Source organism: Streptomyces sp. NPDC026394, assembly GCF_055567735.1.
This window is the reverse complement of sequence record NZ_JBVHPX010000007.1, coordinates 392,692-415,761: the sequence shown is the minus strand read 5'-3', so window position 1 is coordinate 415,761 and position 23,070 is coordinate 392,692. Positions and strand designations below refer to the sequence as shown.

Sequence of the window (23,070 nt, the reverse complement as noted above, 5' to 3'; positions counted from 1 at the left end):
GGTTTTCCGTGGTCTCCTCGGTACGTCACCCACTCTGTCCACCGGCCTTGGCGCCGGGCTGCCGCACCGCTAACACCCCGCTAACGCCCACGCGGACCGGCGACAACGGGACTTCGCCACGCACAAGGGCCCAGTAGGCGCGAGAAGTTGAACGGCTACTGCTACTCCCATCCGTCCCGCTCCGACGCCTGCCCGCTCGGCGCCAGCGGCTGCGCGCATGCGCGTCCGCCTCCTTCCCGCAGGACGTCACCGCCATCGGCTACGTCGTCGCCGACTTGCCGTCACATCCCGTACAGGGGGCGGAGCCTGTCGCCGCCGTCACTGTCCCCCCACTGCCGCCGCGCCCGCCCCGCCAGCCCTACCTGCCAAAGCCCGCCCCTCTCTCCCGGACTCCGTAGGGATACCTGTACCCATCAGGTAATGTGCCCGCCGGTTGTCCCAGATGCAGCATGAAGCCCAGAACTGCCACCGTTTCCCAAGTTTGCGGCTTCCCGTGCGCGTGTGAACGCAAAAACAACAAAGAACTCTGCATGAGAAGGATGTGCGTTTTGACGACGTCGTTATGGAGCAGACGCCGCTTACTCACCACGCTCGCCGGGGCGGCCGCGGTCCCCGCCCTGCCGTCCATCCTCACCTTGTCCGCCGCTCCTGCCAGCGCCGCCGGGGCCGACGGCGGCGCGCCGGACGACGTGCTGCCCGACACCGAGCGCGGCCGGGCCGTATGGGCGTACAAGACCGGTGGCCGGGCGGTCCGGGAGGCGGCCGCCACCGCGCTGATCGGCGGGCCGGCCGTCGTCTCCGCGTTCCTCACCCGCGACCTGCCCACGGCAAAGGCCGAGGACAATCGTTTCGCCCTCCTCACCGGCATCTCCCAGGCGGGCAAAGCCGTCAGCGAGACGGGCGGCGCGGCCCTGACCGCCGGTGACGCGGCAGTCGCGGCGTACCTGAACGACGGGTACAAGAAGCCCGTCGAGGAGGACCTGCGGGCAGCCGTCTTCACCGTCATGAACAACAGTGGTGCCGCTGTGCGGCGGGAGGCCGCCAAGGCTCTGGAGCAGGGCACCCCGAAAGCCTTGAAGCAGTTCCTCGCGGAGACGCAGTACACCGCGCAGCAGGAGGACGAGCGGGTGGAGGTCTTCTCCATCCTCAGCAGCGCCTCACCCGAGGTGAAGAAGTACGCGCAGCGTGCCATGGACGACGGGTCGCCCGAGGCGGTGCACCAGTTCCTCACCTCCGGCCAGTTCATCGCCCGCGCACGCGACGAAGAGTCCGCGACCATCGACCAGTTGGTCACCATCGTGCAGCGCGAGGGCCGGCTGGCGAAGCTGCAGACCGAGCAGGCCGTCACGGCCTCCGCACGCGCGCAGGCCGCCGCCGAAAAGGCCAAGGAAGCCGCGCTGCGGGCAGCGAAGGAGGCGAAGGAGGCCCAGCAGGACGTACGCAAGTCGGCTCTGGCCGCGAACAACGCCGCCAGAGCCGCCGGCGGGGCCGCCGACGCCGCAGCCGCCGCCATCTCCGCCTCGCGCACCGCCCAGTCCGCCTCCCACCGCGCCGCCCAGGCGGCCCAGGCCGCCGCTGCCGCCGCCGCGATGGCCGGCCACGCCGCCGCCCGTGCCTACAACGCCGCCATAGCCGCGTCGAAGGACGCGTCCAAGGCGTCCGCCGCTCGGGCCGCCGCCCAGGGCGCGAGGGACGCCGCCGCCCGTGCGCGTACGGCGGCGCAGGCAGCCGACCAGGCGACGATCGCCTCCCAGCAGGCCGCCGACGCCGGTTCGTCCGCCGCGGGGGCGGCCCGGAACGCCGCCGCGGCCGCCCGGGCTTCCGCCGAGTCCGCCGCTGCCGCCGGTGCCGCCAAGTCCGAGGCGGCCAAGGCGCGCCAGGCCGCCGCCGAGGCCGATGCCGCCGCCGCGCGGGCCACCCGGGCCGCGGGTACGGCCCGCACCTTGGCGAACGCGGCCGCCGACGCCGCCCGCGTGGCACGTGATGCCGCCTACAATGCCGCCGCCCACGCGGAGAAGGCCGCGGACGCGGCGGACGAGGCGGCGAAGAACGCGGGCCAGGCCGTGGAGTACGCCAAGCGGTCCACCGCCTTCGCCGAGGCCGCGATGACGGCGGCCACCACGGCCGCCGACGCGGTCAAGAAGGCCCAGCAGGTCGAGAAGGCGGCCCGCGAAGCGGAAGCCGCCCGGATCGACGCGGACACCGAGCTGGGCGTCGCGGAGGCGCGCCTCAGGGCGAAGGCGGAGACCGAGGACACGAACCGGGCCGACCGGCAGCGTACGCAGGCGGCACGGATCGCGCAGGACGTCACGGACCTGATCATCGCCGCGGAGACGGCGCTGCGGGCCGGTGACACCGCCAAGGCCGTCTCCGCCGGACGCCAGGCCGCGGTCGGACTGCTGGACTCGACGGGCACCTGGACCCGGGAGGCCGCGGAGTTCGCGCTCGCGGGCACCGACCAGGACGTGGCCCACTGGATCGACACCGACCGCCTCATCGCCCAGCAGCAGGACGACCGGGAAAGCGTCCTGGCCATCGCCAAGTCGGCGACCGCCGCCGTCGCCGACGCCGCGCACAAGGCGCTGGCCGCCGACACCCCGGACGCGGTCCGCGGTTTCCTGGACCACGGGATCACCGACGCGGCGGCCACGGACAACCGCGTCACCGTTTTCAGGATTCTCAACGAGAACCCGGGCGCGGCCGTCAAGGCGAAGGCCGAGGCGGCACTGAGTGACGGCAGCCCCGCGGCCCTGCACCGCTTCCTCAGCCTGGAGCTGGCCGAAGCGGTGAAGGAGGACGACCGGGTCGAGGTGTTCGCCCTCCTCGAATCGGGCGGCCCTTACATGCAGTCGGCGGCGAAAATCGTCCTGGAGGGCTCGGCCCGTATGCGGCGTGGCTTCGTCAGTCACGACAAGTACGACATCGCACGGCTCGACCAGGACCGGGCGACCCATGTCGCCGCCATACGGGCCTCCATCGCCCTCGCCGCCAAGACCGCCGCGGAGGCGCTGGAGAACGCCGCCCGGGCGTCCAAGGCGGCGGCGGACGCCCGCAACGCGGCGGCCGAGGCGACCTCCTGGGCGGCCAAGGCGAAGGGCTATGCCGAGGACGCCGCCGGATCGGCGAAGGAAGCGCGCGCCAACGCGGACGCCGCCGACAAGTCGGCCGCCGCCGCGGCCCAGTCGGCGAAGGACGCGAGCAAGGCCGCGCTGACGGCACGCGGAGCGGCCCGGTCGGCCAACTTCTCGATGCGGCAGGCGTCGGCGTCCGCGCAGCAGGCGGTGGCCTCCGCGTGGCAGGCCCAGGCCTCCGCCTCCCGGGCCCAGGCCGCCGCGACCCAGGCGGGCAAGGACGCCAAGGCCGCTGCCGCGGCTGCCGGCGAGGCCCGCCAGATCGCCCTGGCGAAGCGGAAGGCCGAGGTCGAGGCCGAGGCGAGGCGGGCGGCCCAGAAGGCGAAAGAGGATGCGGCGAAGGGGACCCATCCGTCCCAGGGCGCGGACAGCGACAAGCCGTGGTACGTGGAATCGGGCATGTGGCCCGAGGACGCGTCCAGCGTCAAGGACTGGGCCCAGGTCACCGGGCACTGGAGCACGGTCGTCGGTTCGGCCGGGCTGGTGCTGGCCGCCGGTGGCGTGTTCTTCCCGCCCCTCGAAGCGGTTGCCGGGGCGGTCGGCCTGGTGTCCTGGGGCCTGCAAGGAGTCAGTGCCGTACTGAACGGGTTCGGCAACGGGTGGGGCAGCCCGGAATTCATGCAGGCGGTCGGCGCGTTCGCGCTCGGCGGTATTTTCCAGGGCACGGGAGCCGTGCTCAAGAAGTTCGGAGAGTTGCCGGAGTTCGGGGCCCAGGTCGGCAAAAAGGTTGGCGAGAAGGTATCCAGCGTCGCGCACGACGTGACGACCACCGTCGTCGGCTGGCTCACCTGGTAGCCCTTTTCCCCGTACCGCCCGGGTGAGGCGGGGCCCGGCCCCGCCCACTCCGCACTGCTTGTCCATCCGGCTGTGAAGAAGAGAGAAAGTGCCGTGCTGACCTCCACGCTGACCACCACCGCCCAGTGGTGGGTGGCCGCCGTCGTTTCCGGGATCGCGCTGGCCGTGGCCGCGCAGTCCATGGCCACCACCGCGCGCGACCGAGTCATCGCGGCCTCGCTCCCCCTGGTCGGCGCCGCGGCGATCGCCGTGAATTCGGCGGTGCGCGGTTACGAGGGGCGGCTGCCGCTGCTCCTCTACACCGCCACCATGGTCATTCTGGTGATCCTGCGGTGTCTGTTCGCCGGATACGTCAAGCGCCAGCTCGCCCTGAAACGCTCGGGGAAGCCGATGGACGAGGTCACGGGCAAGCAGAAGGCCATCTTTCTCCTCACCTTCATGGCCACTCTCGCCCTCGTCGCTTTCGCCATATGAAGACCGTCATCTCCGGCTACGGCAGGCGCCTTTTCGGCACCGGCCGAGCCACTCCCGGCCGGCCGTGAATCCCCTGGCCCGGCCCGTATTTCCCTTACCCACGAAGGAGAAATCATGAAAACGGCACGACGCGTCATCGTCACCGGAACGGCCCTCGCGGCCTGCGCCGCCACCGTCGTCACCGTGGCCCATGCCACCGAGAACCCGGCCACCGCCCGGCCGGCCGGCGCCTCCGCCGACCAGCCCGGATACGCCGTGGAGGACTTCGCCTACCCGGGGGCCGACAAGATCGAGAAAGAACGCGGCATCGTACTCAAGCGGGGCGACGGGCACATCGTGCTCGCCGACTGCACCTCCACCGGCGAGCTGATGGAGGTGTACGCGCGAGGCAAGGACAGGATCTGCTTCCGGGTCACCGGGCGGACCGGCTATCTGAGCCTGGAGATCCCGGGGGTGTACGGCGTGAAGGCGGACGCCGCGCACAAGGCGGAGATGACGCTGACCGCCGACGGCAACAAGCAGAACATCAGCCTGGCGAAGAACCAGTGGAAGGCGGCCGGAGAGACCGCCGACCCGCAGGGCCGTCCGCACTTCCTCATGGAGATATCCACCTCCCTCTGACCGGACGGCCACGGGCCGGACGACCATGGCGCGGGCCCCCGGCGGCACGGGGGCCCGCAGCGTGCTCACGGGCGGCCGGTCACGTACGAGCGGCCACTCACGTACGGGCGGCCGATCACGTACGAGCGGCCGGTCACGCACGTACACGCCGCACCCGCCGCCCCACCGCCCCCGCCCTCACCCGGACTTGCCAAAGCTGCCACAGGTCTCCTATTGACCGTTTCGAGATGAACCCCGCCCGCCCCGCGCTCATCATCATCGGCAGACGCGACCGGCTCTGCCGGATTTTCCAAATTTCGCATCCATCACCTGCTGACCGGTGAATGCAGGAGACGCAGACGTCCCGGGCACCGGTCCCCGCGACCGGTGCCCGTCTCCATCTGTAGGCATGAAGCGCCCGTGACCCGGGCGTTCAAGGGGGTACACGATGGCCGGGCTCCGCTCGGGAAACAGGCTCGCCGCGCTGGACGGGCTACGGCTGCTGGCCGCACTGATGGTGGTCTTCTACCACTACGTCGCACTCGCCCGGCCGTGGGGACACGACACGAGCACGATCTTCCCGGCCGTCCGCGGCGCGGCCCAGTACGGGTGGCTCGGCGTCGAGGTCTTCTTCCTCATCAGCGGCTTCGTCATCTGCATGAGCGTGTGGGGCCGCTCGCTGGGCGACTTCGCCGTCTCCCGCGTCTCCCGGCTGTTCCCCGCCTACTGGGCGGGCATCCTGCTCACCACGCTGGTCGTCAAGATGTGGCCGGAGGTCGATTCCTTCCGCGGCCTGGACCGGGTGATCAACAACCTGTCGATGCTCCAGTCCGGGGACGACTCCCCCGACGTCGACCCGGTGTACTGGACGCTCTTCGTGGAGCTCAAGTTCTACCTGATCATGGTCGCGGTGGTGTGGTGCGGCGTCACCTACCGCAACTGCCTGATCCTGTGCGGCGTGTGGACGGCGGCCGCCGCGCTCGCCCCGGGCCTGAACACGCCGCTGCTGACCGCGTTCGCGATGCCGCAGTACGCGCCGTTCTTCATCGCGGGCATCGTCTTCCACCTCATGCGGCGCCACGGACAGAACGCGGTCCTGTGGGCCCTGATCGCCGTACAACTGGTGCTCGCCCAGCGGTACATCGACTACCGCATGGCCACGAGCCTGGGCAAGGCCGCCGCGTCCGCCCTGCCCGGCTGGCCGGCCCGCCTGGTCATCATCGCGGGCTTCGCCCTGGTCGGCGCGATCGCCCTCGGCGCCTTCGACCGGATCCGGTGGAAGTGGCTCACCACCGCGGGCGCGCTCACCTACCCGCTCTATCTCATCCACATGAACATCGGCATGACCCTGATCCACCATTTCCGGAACCGGGTCTCCGCGCCGCTCCTGGTGATCTCGGTGACGGCGCTCATGCTCGTCGCCGCCTGGCTCATCCACCGCTTCGTCGAACGCCCCTTCGGGAAGTGGCTGCGGACCGTCCTGCGGAAGGGCGTCGACGACGCCCGCCGGCACATGGCTCCGCGCCGCAAGCCCGCCCGGCCGCCCGAGGCGCCGCCGGTACGGGTGTCGGTACCCGCCGGTTCCCGGGCAGCGGACAGCGCCAGGGGCGAAGAAGTTGAACGTACAATTACCATGTCACGGTGACCCGCCCGGGAAGGCTGCGCACATGAGCAACGAGTACGCCGGGCCTGCCGAGTTGCCCGGCATCGACGTCCTCACCCCCCGCGACGTCCCCCTGGGCGGCCCGCGGGCGATGACCGTGCGCCGTACGCTGCCGCAGCGCTCCCGCACCCTCATCGGCGCCTGGTGCTTCGCCGACCACTACGGCCCCGACGACGTCGCCGCGACGGGCGGCATGGACGTCGCTCCGCACCCGCACACCGGCCTGCAGACGGTGAGCTGGCTGTTCAGCGGCGAGATCGAGCACCGCGACAGCCTGGGCACCCACGCGTACGTACGGCCCGGCGAGCTGAACCTCATGACGGGCGGCCACGGCATCAGCCACTCGGAGGTCTCGACGGCGCGGACCACCGTGCTGCACGGGGTGCAACTGTGGGTCGCGCTCCCCGGCGAACACCGGCACACGCGGGCGGACTTCCAGCACCACGTGCCCGGTTCCGTACGGGTCGGCGGGGCCGAGGTCAGCGTCTTCCTCGGCACCCTGGCCGGGGTGACCTCCCCGGTACGTACGTTCAGCCCGCTGCTCGGCGCCGAGATCGTCCTCGCCCCGGGGGCGACGGCCACCCTCGCCGTCGACCCGGCCTTCGAACACGGTCTGCTCGTCGACCACGGCACCGTCCGCCTGTCCGGCACACCGCTGCGCCCGGCCGAACTCGGCTACGCCGCCCCCGGCCGCGACGACCTCATGCTGACGAACGCGTCGGACGCGCCCGCGCGGACGGTCCTGCTCGGCGGCCCGCCGTTCGAGGAGGAGATCGTCATGTGGTGGAACTTCGTGGGCCGTTCCCAGGAGGACGTCGAAGAGGCCCGGCGGGACTGGATGACCGGCTCCCGCTCCGGCTCCCGGTTCGGCGAGGTCCGCGGATACGACGGCGGCCGGCTGCCCGCGCCCGAACTCCCCACGGTGGCGCTGAAGCCGCGCGGCCGGGTGCGCTGAGCGGCGCAAGACCCCGGCAGCACGGCGCCCCCGCCGCGAGGCCGGGCTCGCGGCGGGGGCGTCGCGGACCGCTCGGTGCCGCGCGGGACGTCAGCGGTTGCGGCGGCGGAACGCCTTGCGCACGAAGTGCACGATCAGCCAGATCACCACGATGATGACGACCAGGAAAATGATCAGCAGCACGATGAGGAAGATACCGAGCTTCTTGAAGAAGCCCTTTTTCTTCTTCTTGTCCTTCTTGTCGCCGTCCTTGTCCTTGGACCCGAAGGCCGCCGTCGTCACGTGATGGGCGGAAGCCGGAGCGGCCTCCGCCTGCGCGGCCGGTGCGCCGCCGGCCTGCTGCTGGACACTGCGGGCGACCGCCGGAGCGGCGGGCGCCGCCGCTGCCGCCGAGCCCGCGGCGCCCATCAGGCCGAGCAGCAGGGCCACGACCACCGCGGTGACCCGCCTACCCCTTGCGCGTACGGCGTGTTCGGAAGGCTTGCGCTCGGTGCTCATCCGGTCCGGTATCCCCTCGTGGTCGGTGCGGGCGCGGCACGCTGATCGCGACGCGCGTCAACCATTATGGAACTCCGGGGCGACCGGCCGGTCAGTGAGCCGCCGGGCCGCGGTCGTTCGCGGCCGCCGTCTCCCCCGCCCGCACGACTCCCGCGCCCGGCCCGTTCCTGTCGTCGCCGTTCTCGTCCTTCATCGCCTTGGTCTCGCTCTTGAGGATGCGCAGCGACTTGCCGAGGGCGCGTGCCGTGTCCGGCAGCTTCTTCGAGCCGAACAGCAGGATCACCACGATCGCCACGATCAGCAGGTGCCAGGGCTCCAGTCCGTTCCGCAGCATCGCCGTCCCGCCTTCCTCTTCCGTCTGCTTCCGTCTGCCCACGCGTCCGGCCGCCCGCATGTCCGCTGGTCCGCGTGGCCGCTTGTCCGCTTTATAACTTGCTACATTGCGCAACTGTACAACCAACGGGCCGGATCTTCCGTCTTCCCCGGTACGAAGAGCCACGCGGGTGAGGTGCACACATGACAGCAAGCAGCCACAAGGCGGTGGCCGCGAGCTCCGGGCGGTCCGGGAGGACGGGCCGGAGCGGGGCGGGCCGGGCGCAGGGCCGGACCGTACGCGGCAGGCGGCGCCCGCTGCGGACGGCCGGCATCGTCGCCGTCTCGCTGCTCGTACTGATCACCGCGGGCGCCGGCTGGTTCTACTTCAAGCTCAACGGCAACATCACCACCTTCGGGGCGGAAGGGGTCAGCCCGCAGCGCCCCGCCGAGGGCGCCGGCGGCCAGAACGTCCTGGTCATCGGCTCCGACTCGCGGTCGGGCGACAACAGCTCGCTGGGCGGCGGCGAGGGCGACGTGGGCCGCTCGGACACCGCCTTCCTGCTGCACATATACGGCGACAGCAAACACGCGGTCGCCGTCTCCATACCCCGGGACACCCTGGTGGAGATACCCCCGTGCCGGCTCCCGAACGGCAAGTGGACGGCGGCGCAGCACAACGTCATGTTCAACGCGGCGTTCTCGGTCGGCGAGAGCGCGCGGGGCAACCCGGCCTGCACCCAGAACACGGTGGAGAAGCTGTCCGGCGTACGCGTCGACCACACCGTCGTCGTCGACTTCGAGGGCTTTTCGAAGATGACGTCCGCGGTGGGCGGCGTACCCGTCTGCCTGCCGAAGGACATCTACCAGGGCGACCTGAACCCGAACCGGCACTCCCGCGGCGAGCGGATCTTCGCCAAGGGCCCGCAGAACGTCTCCGGCCGGCAGGCGCTCGACTACGTCCGCATCCGGCACGGCCTCGGCGACAACTCGGACATCGGCCGTATCCAGCGCCAGCAGGCGTTCGTCGGCTCCCTCATCAAGAAGGTCAAGGAGCAGGGCTTCAACCCCACCACCCTGCTGCCGCTGGCCAACGCCGCCACCCAGTCCATGACCGTCGACCCCGGCCTGGACTCGGCCGACAAGCTGCTCTCCTTCGCGATGTCCCTGAAGGACATCGACCTGCACAACACCAAATTCGTCACGCTGCCCTGGCGCTACCAGGGCGCCCGGGTCGCCATCGTGCACCCGGCGGCGGACGCGCTCTGGGCGGACATCAAGGCGGACCGCACCCTGGACGGGAAGGACGCGGGCGGGCCGGGGTCGGCCGGGGGCGGCGGAGCGGCGTCCCCGGGACCGTCACCGTCCTCTTCCGCGGATGCGAAGGCTCCGGGTACGGGCACCGGCCCCGGTACCGGTACGGGCATCAGCGTCACCGTCTACAACGGCACCACCGCCACCGGCCTCGCCGCCCGCGCCGCCGACCAGCTCAAGTCCGCGGGCTTCACCGTCACCGGCACGTCGACCGCGCGGACCCAGGACCACGCGACCACCGTCGTGGAGTACGGCGCGGGCAAGGAGACCGAGGCCAAGACCGTCGCCGCGCACTTCCGCGGCGCCCGGCTGGTGCCGACGGCCACCGCGGGCGTCAACGTCGTCCTGGGCACCGCGTACGCGTCCGACCCGGCGCTGGAGTCCCCCGCCGCCACCGCCCCGGGCCCGGCCCCCTCGCCCGGGTCGTCGGCGTCCGGATCGTCGGAGATCGCCGGCAAGGCCCGCTCGGCCGACGACAACATCTGCTCGGATTTGTCCTACGGCTGAGGCGACGCGCCGGGGCCGGGGCCCGCGTTCTCCGCGGGCTCCGCGTCCGCTGCGGCCGCTTTACGGTCGTACCGGTCCTTGGCCCGTGCCAGCCCGGCCCCGTACAGCACCAGCACCGCCGCCAGCAGCCCGTAATAGAGGGGAGGCAGGGGTGCCATTCCCAGCAGCGGGCCCAGCGGCGACGGGGGCAGCAGCAGCCCGATGACGGCGAGCGCGCAGACCGCGATCCGGATCGGGCCGGGCGCCCGGCCTTCCGCCGAGCGGCGTCCCGTCCGCAGCAGGTACATCACCAGCGCCTGCGTCAGCAGGTTCTCCGTGAACCAACCCGCGTGGAACGCGTCCTGGCCACCCGGATCGCCGGAGCCGTGCACCGCGAGGACCAGCACGCCGAACGTGGCCAGGTCGGCCGCCGCGTTGAGCAGGCCGAAACCGGTGATGTAGCGGAGCAGGTCGGCGGGGCGCAGGGCCGCCGGCCGGCGCAGCGCGGCGGGACCCGGCCGGTCGAAGGCGAACGCGAGCTGGACCGCGTCGAAGCACAGGTTCTGCACCAGGACCTGCGCCGGAAGCATCGGCAGGAACGGCAGCAGCAGCCCGGCGCCGAGCATCGCGATGACGTTGCCGAGGTTGGAGGAGAGGGTGATGCGCAGGTACGTGGCGATGTTGGCGCTGCTGCGGCGGCCCGCGACGATCGCGCCGTCGATGGCGCCGAGGTCCTTCGAGGCGAGGACCACATCGGCCGCCTCACGGGTCACGTCGACGGCGTCGCGCGGGGCGATGCCCACGTCGCAGGCGTGCAGCGCGGGCAGATCGTTGACACCGTCGCCGAGGAAGCCGACGGTACGGGGCGGGGTCGCCGCGGTATCCGGACCCACCGCCGCACCCGGGCCCTGACCTGTGTCCGGTCCCGGCCCCGCGCCCGCCCGCAGGGCCTCCACGATCCGCGCCTTGTGCTCCGGTGTGCAGCGCGCGAAGGCCGTCGTGCGGGCGGCGAGCCGGGCGAGTTCCGCGTCCGTGAGGCCGTCGGTCCGGTCGGCCGTGACCACCGCGCCGGGGCCGGTGTCGAGTCCGAGTTCCCGGCAGACGTGGGTGACGGTGCCCGGGTGATCGCCGGTGAGGATCTTCACCGCGACGCCGCGACGCGCGAGGCCCGCGCAGGCCGCGGCGGCGGTCGGCGTGAGCGAGTCGCGCAGGCCGACGAAGCCGACGAGGGTCAGGCCGCGCTCGTCCGCCGGCGTGTAGCGGCGGCCGGGCCTGGCGGGCCGCTCGGCGACCGCGACGGCCAGCAGCCGCAGCCCGTCCGCCGTACGGTCCGCGACGAGCCGGGCCAGGCGGGCGCGGGCCGCGTCGTCCAGGTCGGTGTCTTCGAGGGGGGCGGGGGTTGCGGGGGAGGCGGGGCCGTCTCCCCCCGTACGGACACGGGCACAGCGCTCCAGTACGTCCTCGGGCGCGCCCTTGACCACCAGCGTGTGTGCGCCGAGCCGGAGGTCGGCCCCCGCGGCAGCGTCCGTACGGACCACCGCGCACGACGTACGGCGTACCGGGTCGAAGGGCAGCGCGGCGATGCCCTCGTACGCCAGCAGTTCGTCGAAGTCGTTCTCGGCCGCCTCCAGGACCGCCTCGTCGAGCGCGTCCGGCGTCGGCAGTTCGGCGAGCTGGAGTGTCCACAGGCTGTTGACAGCCGCCCAGTGCAACGGCCCGGGCGCCGGCCGGCCGTCGGGGCCGAAGGAGCAGTCCAGGACCGGGCGGTCCTGGGTGAGGGTGCCGGTCTTGTCCGTGCACAGCACGTCGATCGCGCCGAGGTCGTGCAGCGCGGGCAGCCGTTTGACGATCACCTCGCCGCCGCGCGCGAGCAGCGCCGCGCCCCGGGCGAGCGCGGTGGTGACGATGACCGGCAGCATCTCGGGCGTGAGCCCGACCGCCACCGCGACGGCGAACGGCAGCGTCTCCAGGCCGCGGCCGCGCAGCGCGGCGTTGGCCATCAGCACCAGCGGCGGCGTGAGCAGCATGAAGCGGATGAGGGTCCAGGAGACGCCGTTCACGGAGCGGTCGAAGGCGCTCGTGGGGCGCGTACGCCGGGTGCCGCGCGCCCCGGACGCGCCCTTTCCGGACGGCCGCCGGTACGTACCGGTCCGGTACGTACCGGCGAAGACCGTGTCGGCGCCGGTCGCCAGCACCACGGCGGTGGCGCTGCCGGACGCGACGCTGCTGCCCTGGAAGCACAGCTCGGGCCGTTCGAAGAGGTCCGGGCCGGTACCGGAGGCGCCGGTACCGAAGGCCCCGCTGCCGGAGGTGTCGGTACCGGAGATGTCGGTACCGGCCTCCACCGGATGCTTCGCCACCGGCGCCGACTCCCCCGTCAGCGGCGCCTGGCGTACCGTCAGCCCGCTCGCGCGCAGCAACCGCAGGTCGGCGGGGACCAGGTCGCCCGGCCCGAGGCGGATCACGTCGCCCGGCACCAGCTGATCGACCGGTATCTCCCTGGTGGTCACCTCTCCCGAGAAGCCCGCGCCCTGTGACGCACCCGGAGCCCGCGCCGCCCGTACGCCGAATGCCGCGACCCCGGCAGCCCCGCCCTCCGGCCGCCGCTGCACCGTCGCCGTCGTGGCGATCAGCTCGCGCAGCGCCGCCGTGGACCGTTCGGCGCGGTACTCGCCGCTGGACCGCAGCACCGCGCTGACCACCACCAGCACCGCGATCACACACGCCGCCCCCCAGGAGGCGACGGCGGCCGAGACCAGGGCCAGACACAGCAGTACGGTCGTGAACGGATCGCGCAGGCTGCGCACGAAGCGCCAGGGCCGGCCGGCGGGCCGCCGTTCGGGCACCGCGTTGTCGCCGTACCGCAGCAGCCGCTCCTCGGCCTGCGTCTCGGTCAGGCCGCGCGGGCCGCTCTCCAGGGACCGCAGGGTTTCCAGCGCCGTGAGGCCGGGGGTGTCGCGCAGCCGGGCGCCGCCGTCCGCCCGTACGCCCGGTGGTGCGGTGGTGCGCCGGCCCGGCTCCGTCTGCCCTTGCGTACGAGCGGACGCGGAGCCCACGGCCCTCTCAGGCGCCCAGGCCACGGACGCGTCCCGGCACCGCCGGGCCGTCGGCCCGGCCCGTCCGGTCGGTCAGCTGCCCCACCAGCCACCGCACCATCGACACCACGTCGGGGTCGTCCACCAGGTACACCACGCGGCGGCCCTCGCGCCGCGACCGCACCAGCCCCGCCAGCTTCAGTTTCGCCAGGTGCTGGCTCACCGCGGGCAGCGCGCCGCCCACCCGCTCCGCCAGCCCGCTCACGTCGCACTCGCCGCCCGCCAGCACCCAGACGATGTGCAGGCGCGCGGGCGACGCGAGCAGCCCGAACGTCGCCGCGGCCTCCGTCAGCACCTCGGCCGACGGATCCGCCACGTCCTCGACGCCACTCGTCACAGCCGCTCTCCATCCGCCCAGGGCCGCCCAGGGACGGGCCCGTGCCCCCGAAAGGTCCCAGTCTAGGCGCCGGGCGCCTTGCACTCCCGTACGAACGGGGGCCTGCTTCCGGCCCCGCTCCCGAACGGCAGAAGCCCCGGTCCCGGGCCCGGGGGCCCGGAGCCGGGGCTCCGTCGTACGGTCGGGGGAAACGGCAACGGGGGGACATGCCGTTTCCCCCGATGGTGGACCGGGCCTCAAAGTCCGCGCCGCCGTCAGGGGGGAAGCTTGCGGCGTGGACCCCGCAGTGAGGCTCGGGGCCCGTACCCCGCGCATTCCTGCCAGATCCGCCGGGCACACGACCATCCTGCTCCGCGCGCCCCTTACCGGACGCAGGCAAAGGGCCTGCCTCCAAGGGCCTTTGGTCCTTAAAGTCCCGGTCAGCACGCGAACCCCACCTCTCACACCTCTCTCCTTCTTCCCCTCACCTCTCCCGCCTCCTTCTCCCCCTCCTCCCGCCTCCCGCCTCCCTCCCGTCGACTCCACCCCCTGTTACGGAAGTGGTTACACTCACCCGGTCTGCTCTCTGGGGAAGGGCGGGCGGGAGCTGCCGTAGGGGAGACGGGGACAGTCAGATGGCGCAAGCGAAGAAGATCGCGCTGTACGTGGTCGTCGTCTTCGTCCTGTACACGATCATCACGTCCCCGGCACGCGCCGCCGATCTCGTGCAGATAGGGTTCGAGGGCATTTCGTCGGCCGCGCACGGCGTCGGCGAGTTCATGACCCAGCTGATCTCGTAGGACGCGCCGGCCGTACGCAGACGTACGGAGCGGGACGTACGGCGCGGGACGGCCACGGGCCGACCGTACGGAGGACCGCCCAGTGATACGCCACCTGGTTCTTTTCAAGCTCGCCGAGGGTGTCGGACGTGACGAGCCGCGGGTCGTGGCCGGCGTGAAGGCGTTCCAGGAGCTGGCCGACCAGATTCCCGAGCTGGAGTTCTGGGAGTGCGCCTGGAACATCACGGACCGGCCGATCGCGTACGACTTCGCCGTGAACTCCGCCGTGGCCGACACCGACGCCCTCAAGCGCTATATCGAACACCCGGCCCATCAGGCCGCCGCCGGGCAGTGGCGCGAGTTCGCCACCTGGGTGATCGCCGACTACGAGTTCTGAGCCGCGGCTCCGGCCGCGCGCACGTCCCTCGTCCCGCCCCTCGTCCCGCCTCGCGGGCGAGGGGCTTCGTCATGCCCGGTCCCGGCCGTGCGTACGCCTGCTCGTCGATCAACTCTGCGATCAACACGGCGTTATGCGGTGCTTGCACACAGTGCACATGTCTTGTGATGCTATGACCGCTTTTGCCGGTTGAATGGACTGAGAAGGGTGGCGTGACCGTGACGGCCCGAACTGCGCCCAAGGCGCCATCCCGCGAGAGCAGGAGCGCGGACACACGGGCACTCACACAGGTGCTGTTCGCCGAGCTCACGAGCCTGGAGCCGGGCACGCCGGAGCACGCCCGGGTGCGCGCCGCCCTGATCGAGGCCAACCTGCCGCTGGTCCGGTACGCGGCGGCACGTTTCCGCAGCCGTAACGAACCGATGGAGGACGTCGTCCAGGTCGGCACGATCGGCCTCATCAACGCCATCGACCGCTTCGACCCCGGCCGCGGGGTCCAGTTCCCCACCTTCGCGATGCCGACCGTGGTCGGCGAGATCAAGCGCTATTTCCGGGACAACGTGCGCACCGTCCACGTGCCACGCCGCCTCCACGAGCTGTGGGTGCAGGTCAACGGCGCCACGGAGGACCTGACCGTGCTGCACGGCCGGTCGCCGACGACCGCGGAGATCGCCGAACGGCTCAAGATCGGCGAGGACGAGGTGCTGGCCTGTCTGGAGGCGGGCCGCTCGTACCACGCGACCTCCCTGGAGGCCGCTCAGGAGGGTGACGGCCTGCCGGGCCTGCTGGACCGGCTCGGGTACGAGGATCCGGAGCTGGCCGGGGTCGAGCACCGGGACCTCGTCCGGCACCTCCTCGTCCAGCTCCCCGAGCGCGAACAGCGCATCCTGCTCCTCCGTTACTACAGCAACTTGACGCAATCTCAGATCAGCGCCGAGCTGGGGGTGTCGCAGATGCATGTGTCGCGGCTACTGTCGCGGAGCTTCGCACGACTGCGGTCCGCAAACAGGATCGAAGCCTAACCGGGACGGGCTACCCGTTCCTGCACAGATATGTCGACATGGCGCTACAGCGTGTTGCCGACATGTGACATTCTGCAGGAACCGCGTTTGCCGTGGCGCCGCCTCCGGTATTCAGGTGGAGGCATAAGTTCTCGGTTCCGCCGCGGACCGAGGGCGCCGCAGCGACCCGACCGCGACCTCAAGGGGGTGGCATGTCCGTAGAACTGGGCAGCTCGAAGGTGCTTCCCGCGATTCCCGCGCCGGCACCACATGTGCACGACGACGACGCTCTCAACACCCGTACGCTCTCCCGCTCCCTCTTCCTGCGGCTGGCCACGCTCGACAAGGACAGCCCGGAGCGCACGTACGTACGCGACACCCTCATCGAACTGAACCTGCCGCTGGTGCGCTACGCGGCGGCACGTTTCCGCAGTCGCAACGAGCCGATGGAGGACATCGTCCAGGTCGGCACGATCGGCCTGATCAAGGCCATCGACCGTTTCGATTGCGAACGCGGTGTCGAATTCCCGACGTTCGCGATGCCGACGGTGGTCGGCGAGATCAAGCGTTTCTTCCGCGACACCTCGTGGTCGGTCCGCGTCCCGCGCCGCCTTCAGGAGCTGCGCCTGGCCCTGACGAAGGCCAGCGACGAACTGGCCCAGAAGCTCGACCGCTCCCCCACCGTCACCGAACTGGCCCAGTGCCTCGGCGTGTCCGAGGAGGACGTCGTCGACGGCCTCGCGGTCGGCAACGCCTACACCGCTTCCTCGCTCGACTCCCCCTCCCCCGAGGACGACGGCGGCGAGGGCTCCCTCGCGGACCGACTGGGCTACGAGGACAGCGCGCTGGAGGGCGTGGAGTACCGCGAATCCCTCAAGCCCCTGCTGGCCAAACTCCCGCCCAGGGAGCGCCAGATCATCATGCTGCGCTTCTTCGCCAACATGACACAGTCCCAGATCGGCGAAGAGGTCGGCATCTCCCAGATGCACGTCTCCCGCCTGCTGACCCGCACCCTGGCGACGCTGCGCGACGGCCTGATCTCGGACTGAGCCGGGGCGAGGCCCACACCCTCGGGCGGCTCGGCCGGCCGGCACCGTCCGGCTCCCCGCTTCCCGTACGGGCCGACGCCCTGCCGTACCGGGCCTATGCAACTGACGCGCCGTCAGTGACACTGGCCCGATGCGACGGATCACGCGCGCCCTGAGACCCGCAAGTGCTCCCCGTAATCCCCGCAATCCCCGTACTCCGCACGCCCAGCAGCCACACCTGCCCACGCGCGCACCACACTCCCTGTGTGCCCCGTGCCTCCTGCGTGTCGCATTCCTCCTGCGCGCCCCCTACCTCCCGCGCGCATCACACTTCCCGCGCGCCCTTCTGCCGGTCACCGCCCTGTGCCTGGCCGCGCTGCTCAGCGCCTGCGGCAGCGACGACGGCCGCGGCCACGCCGCGGTGGGCGCCGCCGGCCCGGCGGACGGCCGGTCCCCGACGAGACCGGTACCCCCGCACGACGGGATCACCCTCACTCCCTTGGACGGAGCCGGCCCCCCCGCACCCGGCAACGGCTCGCCCCCGTACGCCTCCCCACCTCCGGCGGCCCCCGGCACGGCCAACACCCCCGACTCCGGCCCGGCTCCCCCGGCCACCCCCCGGAACCAAGCCAGAGGCAGCGGCACCGACCGTGACGCCGACCACGACACCGCCTCCACCCCCGGCCCTCCTCCCGGCCGCCCCTCCGGACACCCTTCTCAGCGGCCCTCCGCCACACCCCCCGCCTCCAGGCCGGGCCCCAACCCCGACCCGAGCCACACCCCTTCGCCCACCCCCAAGCCCGACACCCCGCCCCACCTCACCACCGGCCCCGTCAACCGCACGGGCACCGACGTCCGATGGTGCGAAAAGGTCTCCGTCTCCCTGCACAACACCGGCGACCGGCCCGTCACTTCGGGCACCATCACCTTCGGCACCCACATCATCGGCGCCCTGGGCATCGACTGGGCCACCCGCACCTCCACCCACCCGCTCCCGGCCCCCCTCACCGGCCACGCCCGCCGCACCGCCACCTGGCGCGTCTGCGTGTCCGCCTGGCGCGTACCTCTGGGGATGCACATCGAGACCCGGGACGTGGATGTCGATTGGCGCTGACGGACCAGGGCGGCCGGGGCGGAGTGATCGGGGGCGGGGCAGACGGAACCGCGGCACACGCTGCCGGCACAAGGAGCTGGAACCTATGGGCTCACACGGTAAGCCGCCTCCCCCGCCCCCCCGGCCTCAGCAGCCGTCGCCACGGGACAGTGACGGGCAGCACCCTGACGTGTCCGAGCCCGGTGGCGGCAAGCACCGGTGACGACCGACCTGTCGCACCACCACACCCGGACCCTGCGTCTGCTCGACGCCCGGGGCGCGTTCGAGCGCCCTTGGATGCGCGCGGCCTTCCGCGACGCCCCCCCGGGACGCGTTCGCCCCCGACACCGTCTGGGTGTGGCACCCCGACGACGACCGCAACCACCCCGTCGCCCGCGTCGACGACGAGCAACGGTGGGCGGCGTCGGTTCACCACCCCACCGAGCCCGTGGTCACGCAGGTGGACGTCGGCCGGCCGGTGGACGTCGGCCGGCCGGTGCACGCCGACGGTACGGGCCGGCTGCCCACCAGTTCGCTCAGCGCGGCCGATGCCGTACTGACCACCCTCGCCGCCACCGACCCGGACGCCGGCAGCCGCGTACTGCACATCGGTACAGGTACGGGCTACGACTCGGCGCTGCTGTGCGAGCGGGTCGGCCACGCCGATCTCACCACCGTCGAGATCGACCGGACGCTGGCCGACGCGGCCCGCACGCGGCTGCCCGGCCTCGGCTACCGGCCCCGCGTGGCCTGCGCGGACGGTGAGCGCGGCCATGCGCAGGACGCGCCGTACGACCGGGTCCTCTGCACGGCGTCGTCGTCCCGCGTCCCCACCGCCTGGATCGCCCAGTCCGCCCCCGGCGCGCGCATCGTCACGCCGTGGAAGTCCACGCTCCAGCCCGCCGGCCTGGCCGTCCTGACCCTCGGTACCGACCGCCGCGTCGCCGGCGGCCGTTTCGGCATACCGCTGACCTTCATGGATCTGCGCGGCCGGCGCCGCACCGACAATCCGCTCCCGCGCGTCTGCACCCCGCGGCGATGGGCGGAGAGCCGGTACGGGACGTCCGCCCTCCCGCCGGACCTCCTCGACGACTTCCACGCCCGCTTCGCCCTCGGCCTCCAACTGCCCGACGTTCACGCGATCCGTACGCTCACGCCGGACGCCGCCCCCGCCTGGTGGCTGTCCGCGGACGCCGCCTGGGCCTACGTGTGCGCCGGGGAGTCGTACCAGTGGGGTGACCGCGACCTGGCCACCGAGGCCGAACGGGCCTACGCGTGGTGGCTGGAGACGGACAGCCCGGAGGAGTTCGAGTTCGGCATGACGGTGGACGGTGCCGAGCACCGGACGTGGTTCGGCTCGGAGGACGGGCCGAGCTGGCCGGTGGGCCCGTAAGGAGCCGAGGGGGTACGGATGTCCAGGCGTGCGCCCCCGAGAGCGCATCAGGGTCGTCACCCCGCAGGCTGACCCCTGACGCGACCGCAGGCTGACTCCTTCCGCATGCCTGCGCGCTATCTTCAACTCCCGTAACAGTCAGGGGCGCAGGAACGGGCCGAGCAAGCCCCAGCCTGCCGGGAGCGGGGAGCGGCACGTGGGGCAGAAGCAACGACGGTACGGGCTCGCGGAGCGCCGGGCGGGCGGGCGGGCCGGTGTGGCGCTGGGGGCGGCCGCCCTGACCGCCGTCACCCTCTTGGCCACAGCCATCGGCACCGCAGGCCCCGCCCGGGCCATGTCCGGCGGCACGCAGCTACCCCGGCCAGGCGCCGCACCCTGGCTGGCGATGCTGGCCAAGAAAGGCGACACCCCGCTGCTGGACCGGGCGTCCTGCGGCGGCGTCCTCGTCGCGCCCGACCGCGTCCTCACCGCGGCCCACTGCGTGGACGGTGTGGACGTTCACCGCATGGAAGTCCACCTGGGTTCCTCGGTCCTCTCGCAGGACCCCGGCACCGTACGCGACGTACGCAGCGCCACCCTGCACCCGCGCTACAAGCTCCTGCCGTCCCCCGCGGGCCCCGACCACCCGGAACTGTCCTCGGCCGCCCACGACCTGGCCGAACTACGGCTCAGCGCACCGATACGCGGCGTCAAGCCGCTCCCCGTCGCACAGCACCGGCCACGCCCCGGCACCCCCGTATCGATCTTCAGCCACGGCACCACGGCCGCGCCCGACCCGTCCCGGCCCGGCGTGGAGCTACGCGGCGACGTCCTGCGCCGCGGCGACCTCACCGTACGACGTCACGAGCAGTGCGCCGCGCAGACACCCGCGGTGGTGGACGAGGTATCGGTCTTCTGCGCCCGGGATGCGCGCGCCGACCTGCCGGGCCGCACCGCCACCACCATGTGCGAGGGTGACAGCGGCAGCCCGTTGGTGACCTGGGGGCGGCGCGGCCCTGAACTCGCCGGCATCTTCAGCTTCGCCGGCGAGACCGCCGGAAAGGTCTGCGGTCAGCCCGCCGACGCGGCGTTCGCCGACGTACCGGCACTGCTGCCGGGGGTGCGCGCCGCCAACCCGATCCTCCGCCAGGCAGTCGGCACGTGACGCGAGTGGTCAGTTGAAAGCGACCGCGGCGGCCCCGCCGAGCGCGGCCAGTACGTACGCCGGCGCCCCCCGCCAACCCGTGCGCGGTGCCCTGAGGCCCCGAGTGCTGAACAGCAGCACGGACTGGCCCGCGTATCCCGGCACCACGACACCGAGTACGCCGAGCACGCCGAGGGTGCGGATGCTCAACTCGAAGTCGGTGCCGCTCAGCACGCCGGTGCCGACCATGGCCAGCGCGGCGACCGCGTACATCAGGCCGGGGCCGGGCCTGACGTCGTCACGCTGGTGGGGAGCGGCTTCGTCCTCCCCGCGAGGCTCTCCGGCGTAGCGCCAGTCCCGCTGTTCGACGCCGAAACAGGCGATCATCAGGATGACGGCCTCCACCGCCAGGACGGCGGCCGCGACAAGTACGAAGGACACGTGTCCACCTCACACGAGGTCATGAGCGGTCCTGCCTTCTGCATGGCGTGTGCCGATGAACACCCTCACGGCTTCGCGCTCCTTGGAACTTACCGGCATGCTCCCCATGAAGCGCCGGTCGATCCAGGCCGTCTTCTTGGCACCGCTTGACCCGCGTCCCACGCTGCACACCCCACACCCCACGCCCCGCGGCCTACGGCTTACGGCTTGGGCGCCACCGCCGCAAGCTCCGCCACCGACCCCGACATGATCGTCCGCACATGCTCGGTGATGTGCTCGACCGGCCAGTCCCACCAGGCCAGTTCGAGCAGCCGGCCGATGTCCGCCTCGTCGTAGCGGCGGCGGATCAGCTTGGCCGGGTTGCCGCCGACGATGCCGTAATAGGGTACGTCGTCCACGACGACGGCGCCGGACGCGATGACCGCGCCGTGGCCGATCCGTGCGCCCGGCATGACCATGGACCGGTACCCGAACCACACGTCGTTGCCGACCACCGTGTCGCCCTTGCCCGGCAGCCCGCTGATCAGGTCGAAGTGGTCGGACCACGACCCGCCCATGATCGGGAAGGGGAACGTCGAGGGCCCGTCCATCCGGTGGTTGGCGCCGTTCATGATGAACCGCACGCCCTCGCCCAGCGCGCAGTACTTGCCGATGATCAGCTTCTCGGGCCCGTAGTGGTACAGCACGTTCCGCGTCTCGAACGCGGTCGGGTCGTCCGGGTCGTCGTAGTACGAGAAGTCGCCGACCTCGATGAGCGGCGAGGTGACGAGGGGCTTCAGCAGCACCACCCGCGGCTGGCCGGGCATCGGGTGCACGACGTTCGGGTCAGCGGGGACTAGTGGCATGGGGCAGCGCCCTCTCATAGGGGGTGAGCGGTGGGATACGGACCGGGCCGGTGCCTCGGGCCCGCCCCTCGCGTCATGATCGCAGCCACCGCCACCGCAGGCGATCGGTTAACCGTCCACCGGTCCCAAGTTGCCCATCCGGCAAGGGAACTTGCCGGCCCGTGGAGGCGGGCGCAACCTGTTGCCCGCTGAAGGCCGTAGCGCGAACCAGGGGGCACCACGATGACCAGCCGGCACGACACCGGGACCACACCGGACGCCGGAACCGACCCCGACGCGCCACGCGGCAACCGCGTCCGCCTCGTCCGGTCCGGCGAGCTGGACGGCCACGCGGCGATCAACGGCGGCACCGTCGGCTCGAAGCGGCTCTGGACGGGAAGGGCCGAGAACCCGCCGCTCAGCTCGACGGACAACCACCACCACGGCGCGTCCGGAACGGGAATCCACGTCGTCAGCGGCCATCCCGTCTTCGTCCACCACGACGGCGAACAGGAGGTACGGATCGCCGCGCACCCCGGCGACTTCGTACTCGTCCCGCCCTTCGTCCCGCACCGCGAAGAGAACCCCGGCCCGGACGAACCGGCAGTCGTCGTGCTCGCCCGCACGGCGCAGGAGCCGATCAAGGTGTCCGTACCCGAGCTGTACCGGGACGAGGAGACCGGGCCGCGGTAGCCGACCACGCCGGGCCCGGCCCCCGCCACCTGGGACACTGGTACCGGAAGAGCCCCGTACTCACGCACACCGGTAGGGAGAGTCACAGGTGAGCAAGGCGCCGGAGAGTGCCCTGTCGACCGTCATGATGGTGATCGCCACCGGAAGGCGTCTGCAGGAGCGGCTGGAAACGCGGCTTACCGGCATCGGCCTGTCGATGCGGCTCTTCGGGGCGCTCGGGCACATCTCCCGCGACCCCGACCTGTCGTACAGCGATCTGGCCCGTCGCGCGGGCGTGACGAGCCAGAGCATGCGTGCCACCGTCCTCATGCTGGAGGAACTGGGTGCGGTACGGCGCGACCTGCAGGGGCAGGGGCACCGCGCGCGGCTGGAGCTGACGGACGAGGGCCATACCCTGCTCGACCGGGCCCGGGCCATCGTCGCCGAGCTGGACGAGGAGTTCCTGAAGGCCGCGGGGCAGGATCAGAAGGCGGCCCTGGACACCGCCTGCGAGCGCGCGCTGGGTCCGGGGGGACCGTTTCCCTTCCGGGCCGAGTAGCCCGCGCCCATGGCTCCGCCCCGGTGCCGTACGAACTCGGCCGGGTGAGAGCCCGCCTTCGACGTACCTTACGGACGGGTGGTGGCGTTGAATGGCCAGGTGGCCACCCGTCGCTCTCCGG

At 72.1% G+C, this 23,070-nt stretch carries 21 protein-coding genes; 15 read left to right on the top strand and 6 right to left on the bottom strand.

Annotated elements, in window-relative coordinates; all coding sequences use genetic code 11:
* Nucleotides 1–539 precede the first annotated feature (539 nt).
* The 5 genes from ACZ4QV_RS20005 to ACZ4QV_RS19985 all read left to right on the top strand — a co-directional run bounded on the left by ACZ4QV_RS20005 (nt 540) and on the right by ACZ4QV_RS19985 (nt 7,618).
* Nucleotides 540–3,926: an ALF repeat-containing protein gene (locus ACZ4QV_RS20005; RefSeq protein ID WP_467763180.1), complete on the top strand. Its 3,387-nt coding sequence runs from the start codon at nt 540–542 to the stop codon at nt 3,924–3,926.
* 72 nt (nt 3,927–3,998) lie between these two features.
* Nucleotides 3,999–4,400, top strand: a complete 402-nt coding sequence (locus tag ACZ4QV_RS20000) for a hypothetical protein (protein ID WP_361152734.1) — start codon at nt 3,999–4,001, stop codon at nt 4,398–4,400.
* 114 nt (nt 4,401–4,514) lie between these two features.
* Nucleotides 4,515–5,021: a hypothetical protein gene (locus ACZ4QV_RS19995; protein ID WP_467763179.1), complete on the top strand. Its 507-nt coding sequence runs from the start codon at nt 4,515–4,517 to the stop codon at nt 5,019–5,021.
* A 427-nt stretch (nt 5,022–5,448) separates the two neighbouring features.
* On the top strand, nt 5,449–6,645 hold the full coding sequence (locus ACZ4QV_RS19990; RefSeq protein ID WP_361633853.1) for an acyltransferase family protein: 1,197 nt from the start codon (nt 5,449–5,451) through the stop codon (nt 6,643–6,645).
* Between the two features lie 22 nt (nt 6,646–6,667).
* The gene (locus ACZ4QV_RS19985) at nt 6,668–7,618 is read left to right on the top strand and encodes a pirin family protein (RefSeq protein ID WP_361633850.1); all 951 of its coding nucleotides are present in this window, start codon (nt 6,668–6,670) and stop codon (nt 7,616–7,618) included.
* 90 nt (nt 7,619–7,708) lie between these two features.
* Here ACZ4QV_RS19985 and ACZ4QV_RS19980 read toward each other — a convergent pair whose 3' ends face one another.
* Nucleotides 7,709–8,116, bottom strand: a complete 408-nt coding sequence (locus ACZ4QV_RS19980; protein ID WP_361152743.1) for a hypothetical protein — start codon at nt 8,114–8,116, stop codon at nt 7,709–7,711.
* Between the two features lie 91 nt (nt 8,117–8,207).
* Nucleotides 8,208–8,450: a Sec-independent protein translocase subunit TatA gene (tatA, locus tag ACZ4QV_RS19975; protein ID WP_361152746.1), complete on the bottom strand. Its 243-nt coding sequence runs from the start codon at nt 8,448–8,450 to the stop codon at nt 8,208–8,210.
* Between the two features lie 182 nt (nt 8,451–8,632).
* On the opposite strand from tatA, the gene ACZ4QV_RS19970 reads away from it, so the two are divergent.
* Nucleotides 8,633–10,249 (top strand): LCP family protein, encoded by a 1,617-nt coding sequence (locus tag ACZ4QV_RS19970; protein WP_361580556.1) that lies wholly within the window; start codon nt 8,633–8,635, stop codon nt 10,247–10,249.
* On the opposite strand, the gene ACZ4QV_RS19965 is transcribed toward ACZ4QV_RS19970, so the two are convergent.
* Nucleotides 10,240–13,284, bottom strand: coding sequence for a P-type ATPase actuator domain-containing protein (locus tag ACZ4QV_RS19965; RefSeq protein WP_467763178.1), 3,045 nt, complete (start codon nt 13,282–13,284; stop codon nt 10,240–10,242). The genes ACZ4QV_RS19970 and ACZ4QV_RS19965 overlap by 10 nt on opposite strands.
* A 7-nt stretch (nt 13,285–13,291) precedes the next feature.
* Nucleotides 13,292–13,660: an ArsR/SmtB family transcription factor gene (locus ACZ4QV_RS19960; protein WP_361580559.1), complete on the bottom strand. Its 369-nt coding sequence runs from the start codon at nt 13,658–13,660 to the stop codon at nt 13,292–13,294.
* A gap of 614 nt (nt 13,661–14,274) precedes the next feature.
* Here ACZ4QV_RS19960 and ACZ4QV_RS19955 point away from each other — a divergent pair.
* From ACZ4QV_RS19955 to ACZ4QV_RS19925, 7 genes are all read left to right on the top strand, one after another.
* Nucleotides 14,275–14,439 carry a hypothetical protein gene (locus ACZ4QV_RS19955; protein WP_167745376.1) on the top strand — a complete coding sequence of 55 codons (165 nt, stop codon included), beginning with the start codon at nt 14,275–14,277 and terminating at the stop codon, nt 14,437–14,439.
* Between the two features lie 82 nt (nt 14,440–14,521).
* On the top strand, nt 14,522–14,815 hold the full coding sequence (locus tag ACZ4QV_RS19950) for a Dabb family protein (protein ID WP_030017599.1): 294 nt from the start codon (nt 14,522–14,524) through the stop codon (nt 14,813–14,815).
* Between the two features lie 212 nt (nt 14,816–15,027).
* A complete protein-coding gene (locus ACZ4QV_RS19945) occupies nt 15,028–15,837 on the top strand; it encodes an RNA polymerase sigma factor SigF (RefSeq protein WP_031012303.1) in 810 nt (269 codons plus the stop codon).
* A 191-nt stretch (nt 15,838–16,028) separates the two neighbouring features.
* Complete coding sequence (locus tag ACZ4QV_RS19940; protein WP_030017597.1) at nt 16,029–16,865, top strand: RNA polymerase sigma factor SigF; 837 nt, start codon at nt 16,029–16,031, stop codon at nt 16,863–16,865.
* Nucleotides 16,866–17,343: 478 nt separating this feature from the next.
* Nucleotides 17,344–17,958, top strand: a complete 615-nt coding sequence (locus ACZ4QV_RS19935) for a hypothetical protein (protein ID WP_467763177.1) — start codon at nt 17,344–17,346, stop codon at nt 17,956–17,958.
* Nucleotides 17,959–18,292: 334 nt separating this feature from the next.
* A complete protein-coding gene (locus ACZ4QV_RS19930) occupies nt 18,293–19,330 on the top strand; it encodes a methyltransferase domain-containing protein (protein ID WP_467763176.1) in 1,038 nt (345 codons plus the stop codon).
* A 196-nt stretch (nt 19,331–19,526) separates the two neighbouring features.
* Nucleotides 19,527–20,474, top strand: coding sequence for a S1 family peptidase (locus ACZ4QV_RS19925; protein WP_361633838.1), 948 nt, complete (start codon nt 19,527–19,529; stop codon nt 20,472–20,474).
* Nucleotides 20,475–20,483: 9 nt separating this feature from the next.
* Here the strand turns inward: ACZ4QV_RS19925 and ACZ4QV_RS19920 are convergent, their stop codons facing one another.
* Complete coding sequence (locus tag ACZ4QV_RS19920; protein WP_361152762.1) at nt 20,484–20,894, bottom strand: hypothetical protein; 411 nt, start codon at nt 20,892–20,894, stop codon at nt 20,484–20,486.
* Nucleotides 20,895–21,094: 200 nt separating this feature from the next.
* Nucleotides 21,095–21,739: a CatB-related O-acetyltransferase gene (locus ACZ4QV_RS19915; protein WP_467763175.1), complete on the bottom strand. Its 645-nt coding sequence runs from the start codon at nt 21,737–21,739 to the stop codon at nt 21,095–21,097.
* Between the two features lie 222 nt (nt 21,740–21,961).
* Here ACZ4QV_RS19915 and ACZ4QV_RS19910 point away from each other — a divergent pair, with 222 nt between their 5' ends.
* Both ACZ4QV_RS19910 and ACZ4QV_RS19905 read left to right on the top strand, forming a co-directional pair.
* The gene (locus ACZ4QV_RS19910) at nt 21,962–22,411 is read left to right on the top strand and encodes a cupin domain-containing protein (protein WP_361633832.1); all 450 of its coding nucleotides are present in this window, start codon (nt 21,962–21,964) and stop codon (nt 22,409–22,411) included.
* A gap of 88 nt (nt 22,412–22,499) precedes the next feature.
* The gene (locus ACZ4QV_RS19905) at nt 22,500–22,949 is read left to right on the top strand and encodes a MarR family winged helix-turn-helix transcriptional regulator (RefSeq protein ID WP_361580579.1); all 450 of its coding nucleotides are present in this window, start codon (nt 22,500–22,502) and stop codon (nt 22,947–22,949) included.
* Nucleotides 22,950–23,070 lie beyond the last annotated feature (121 nt).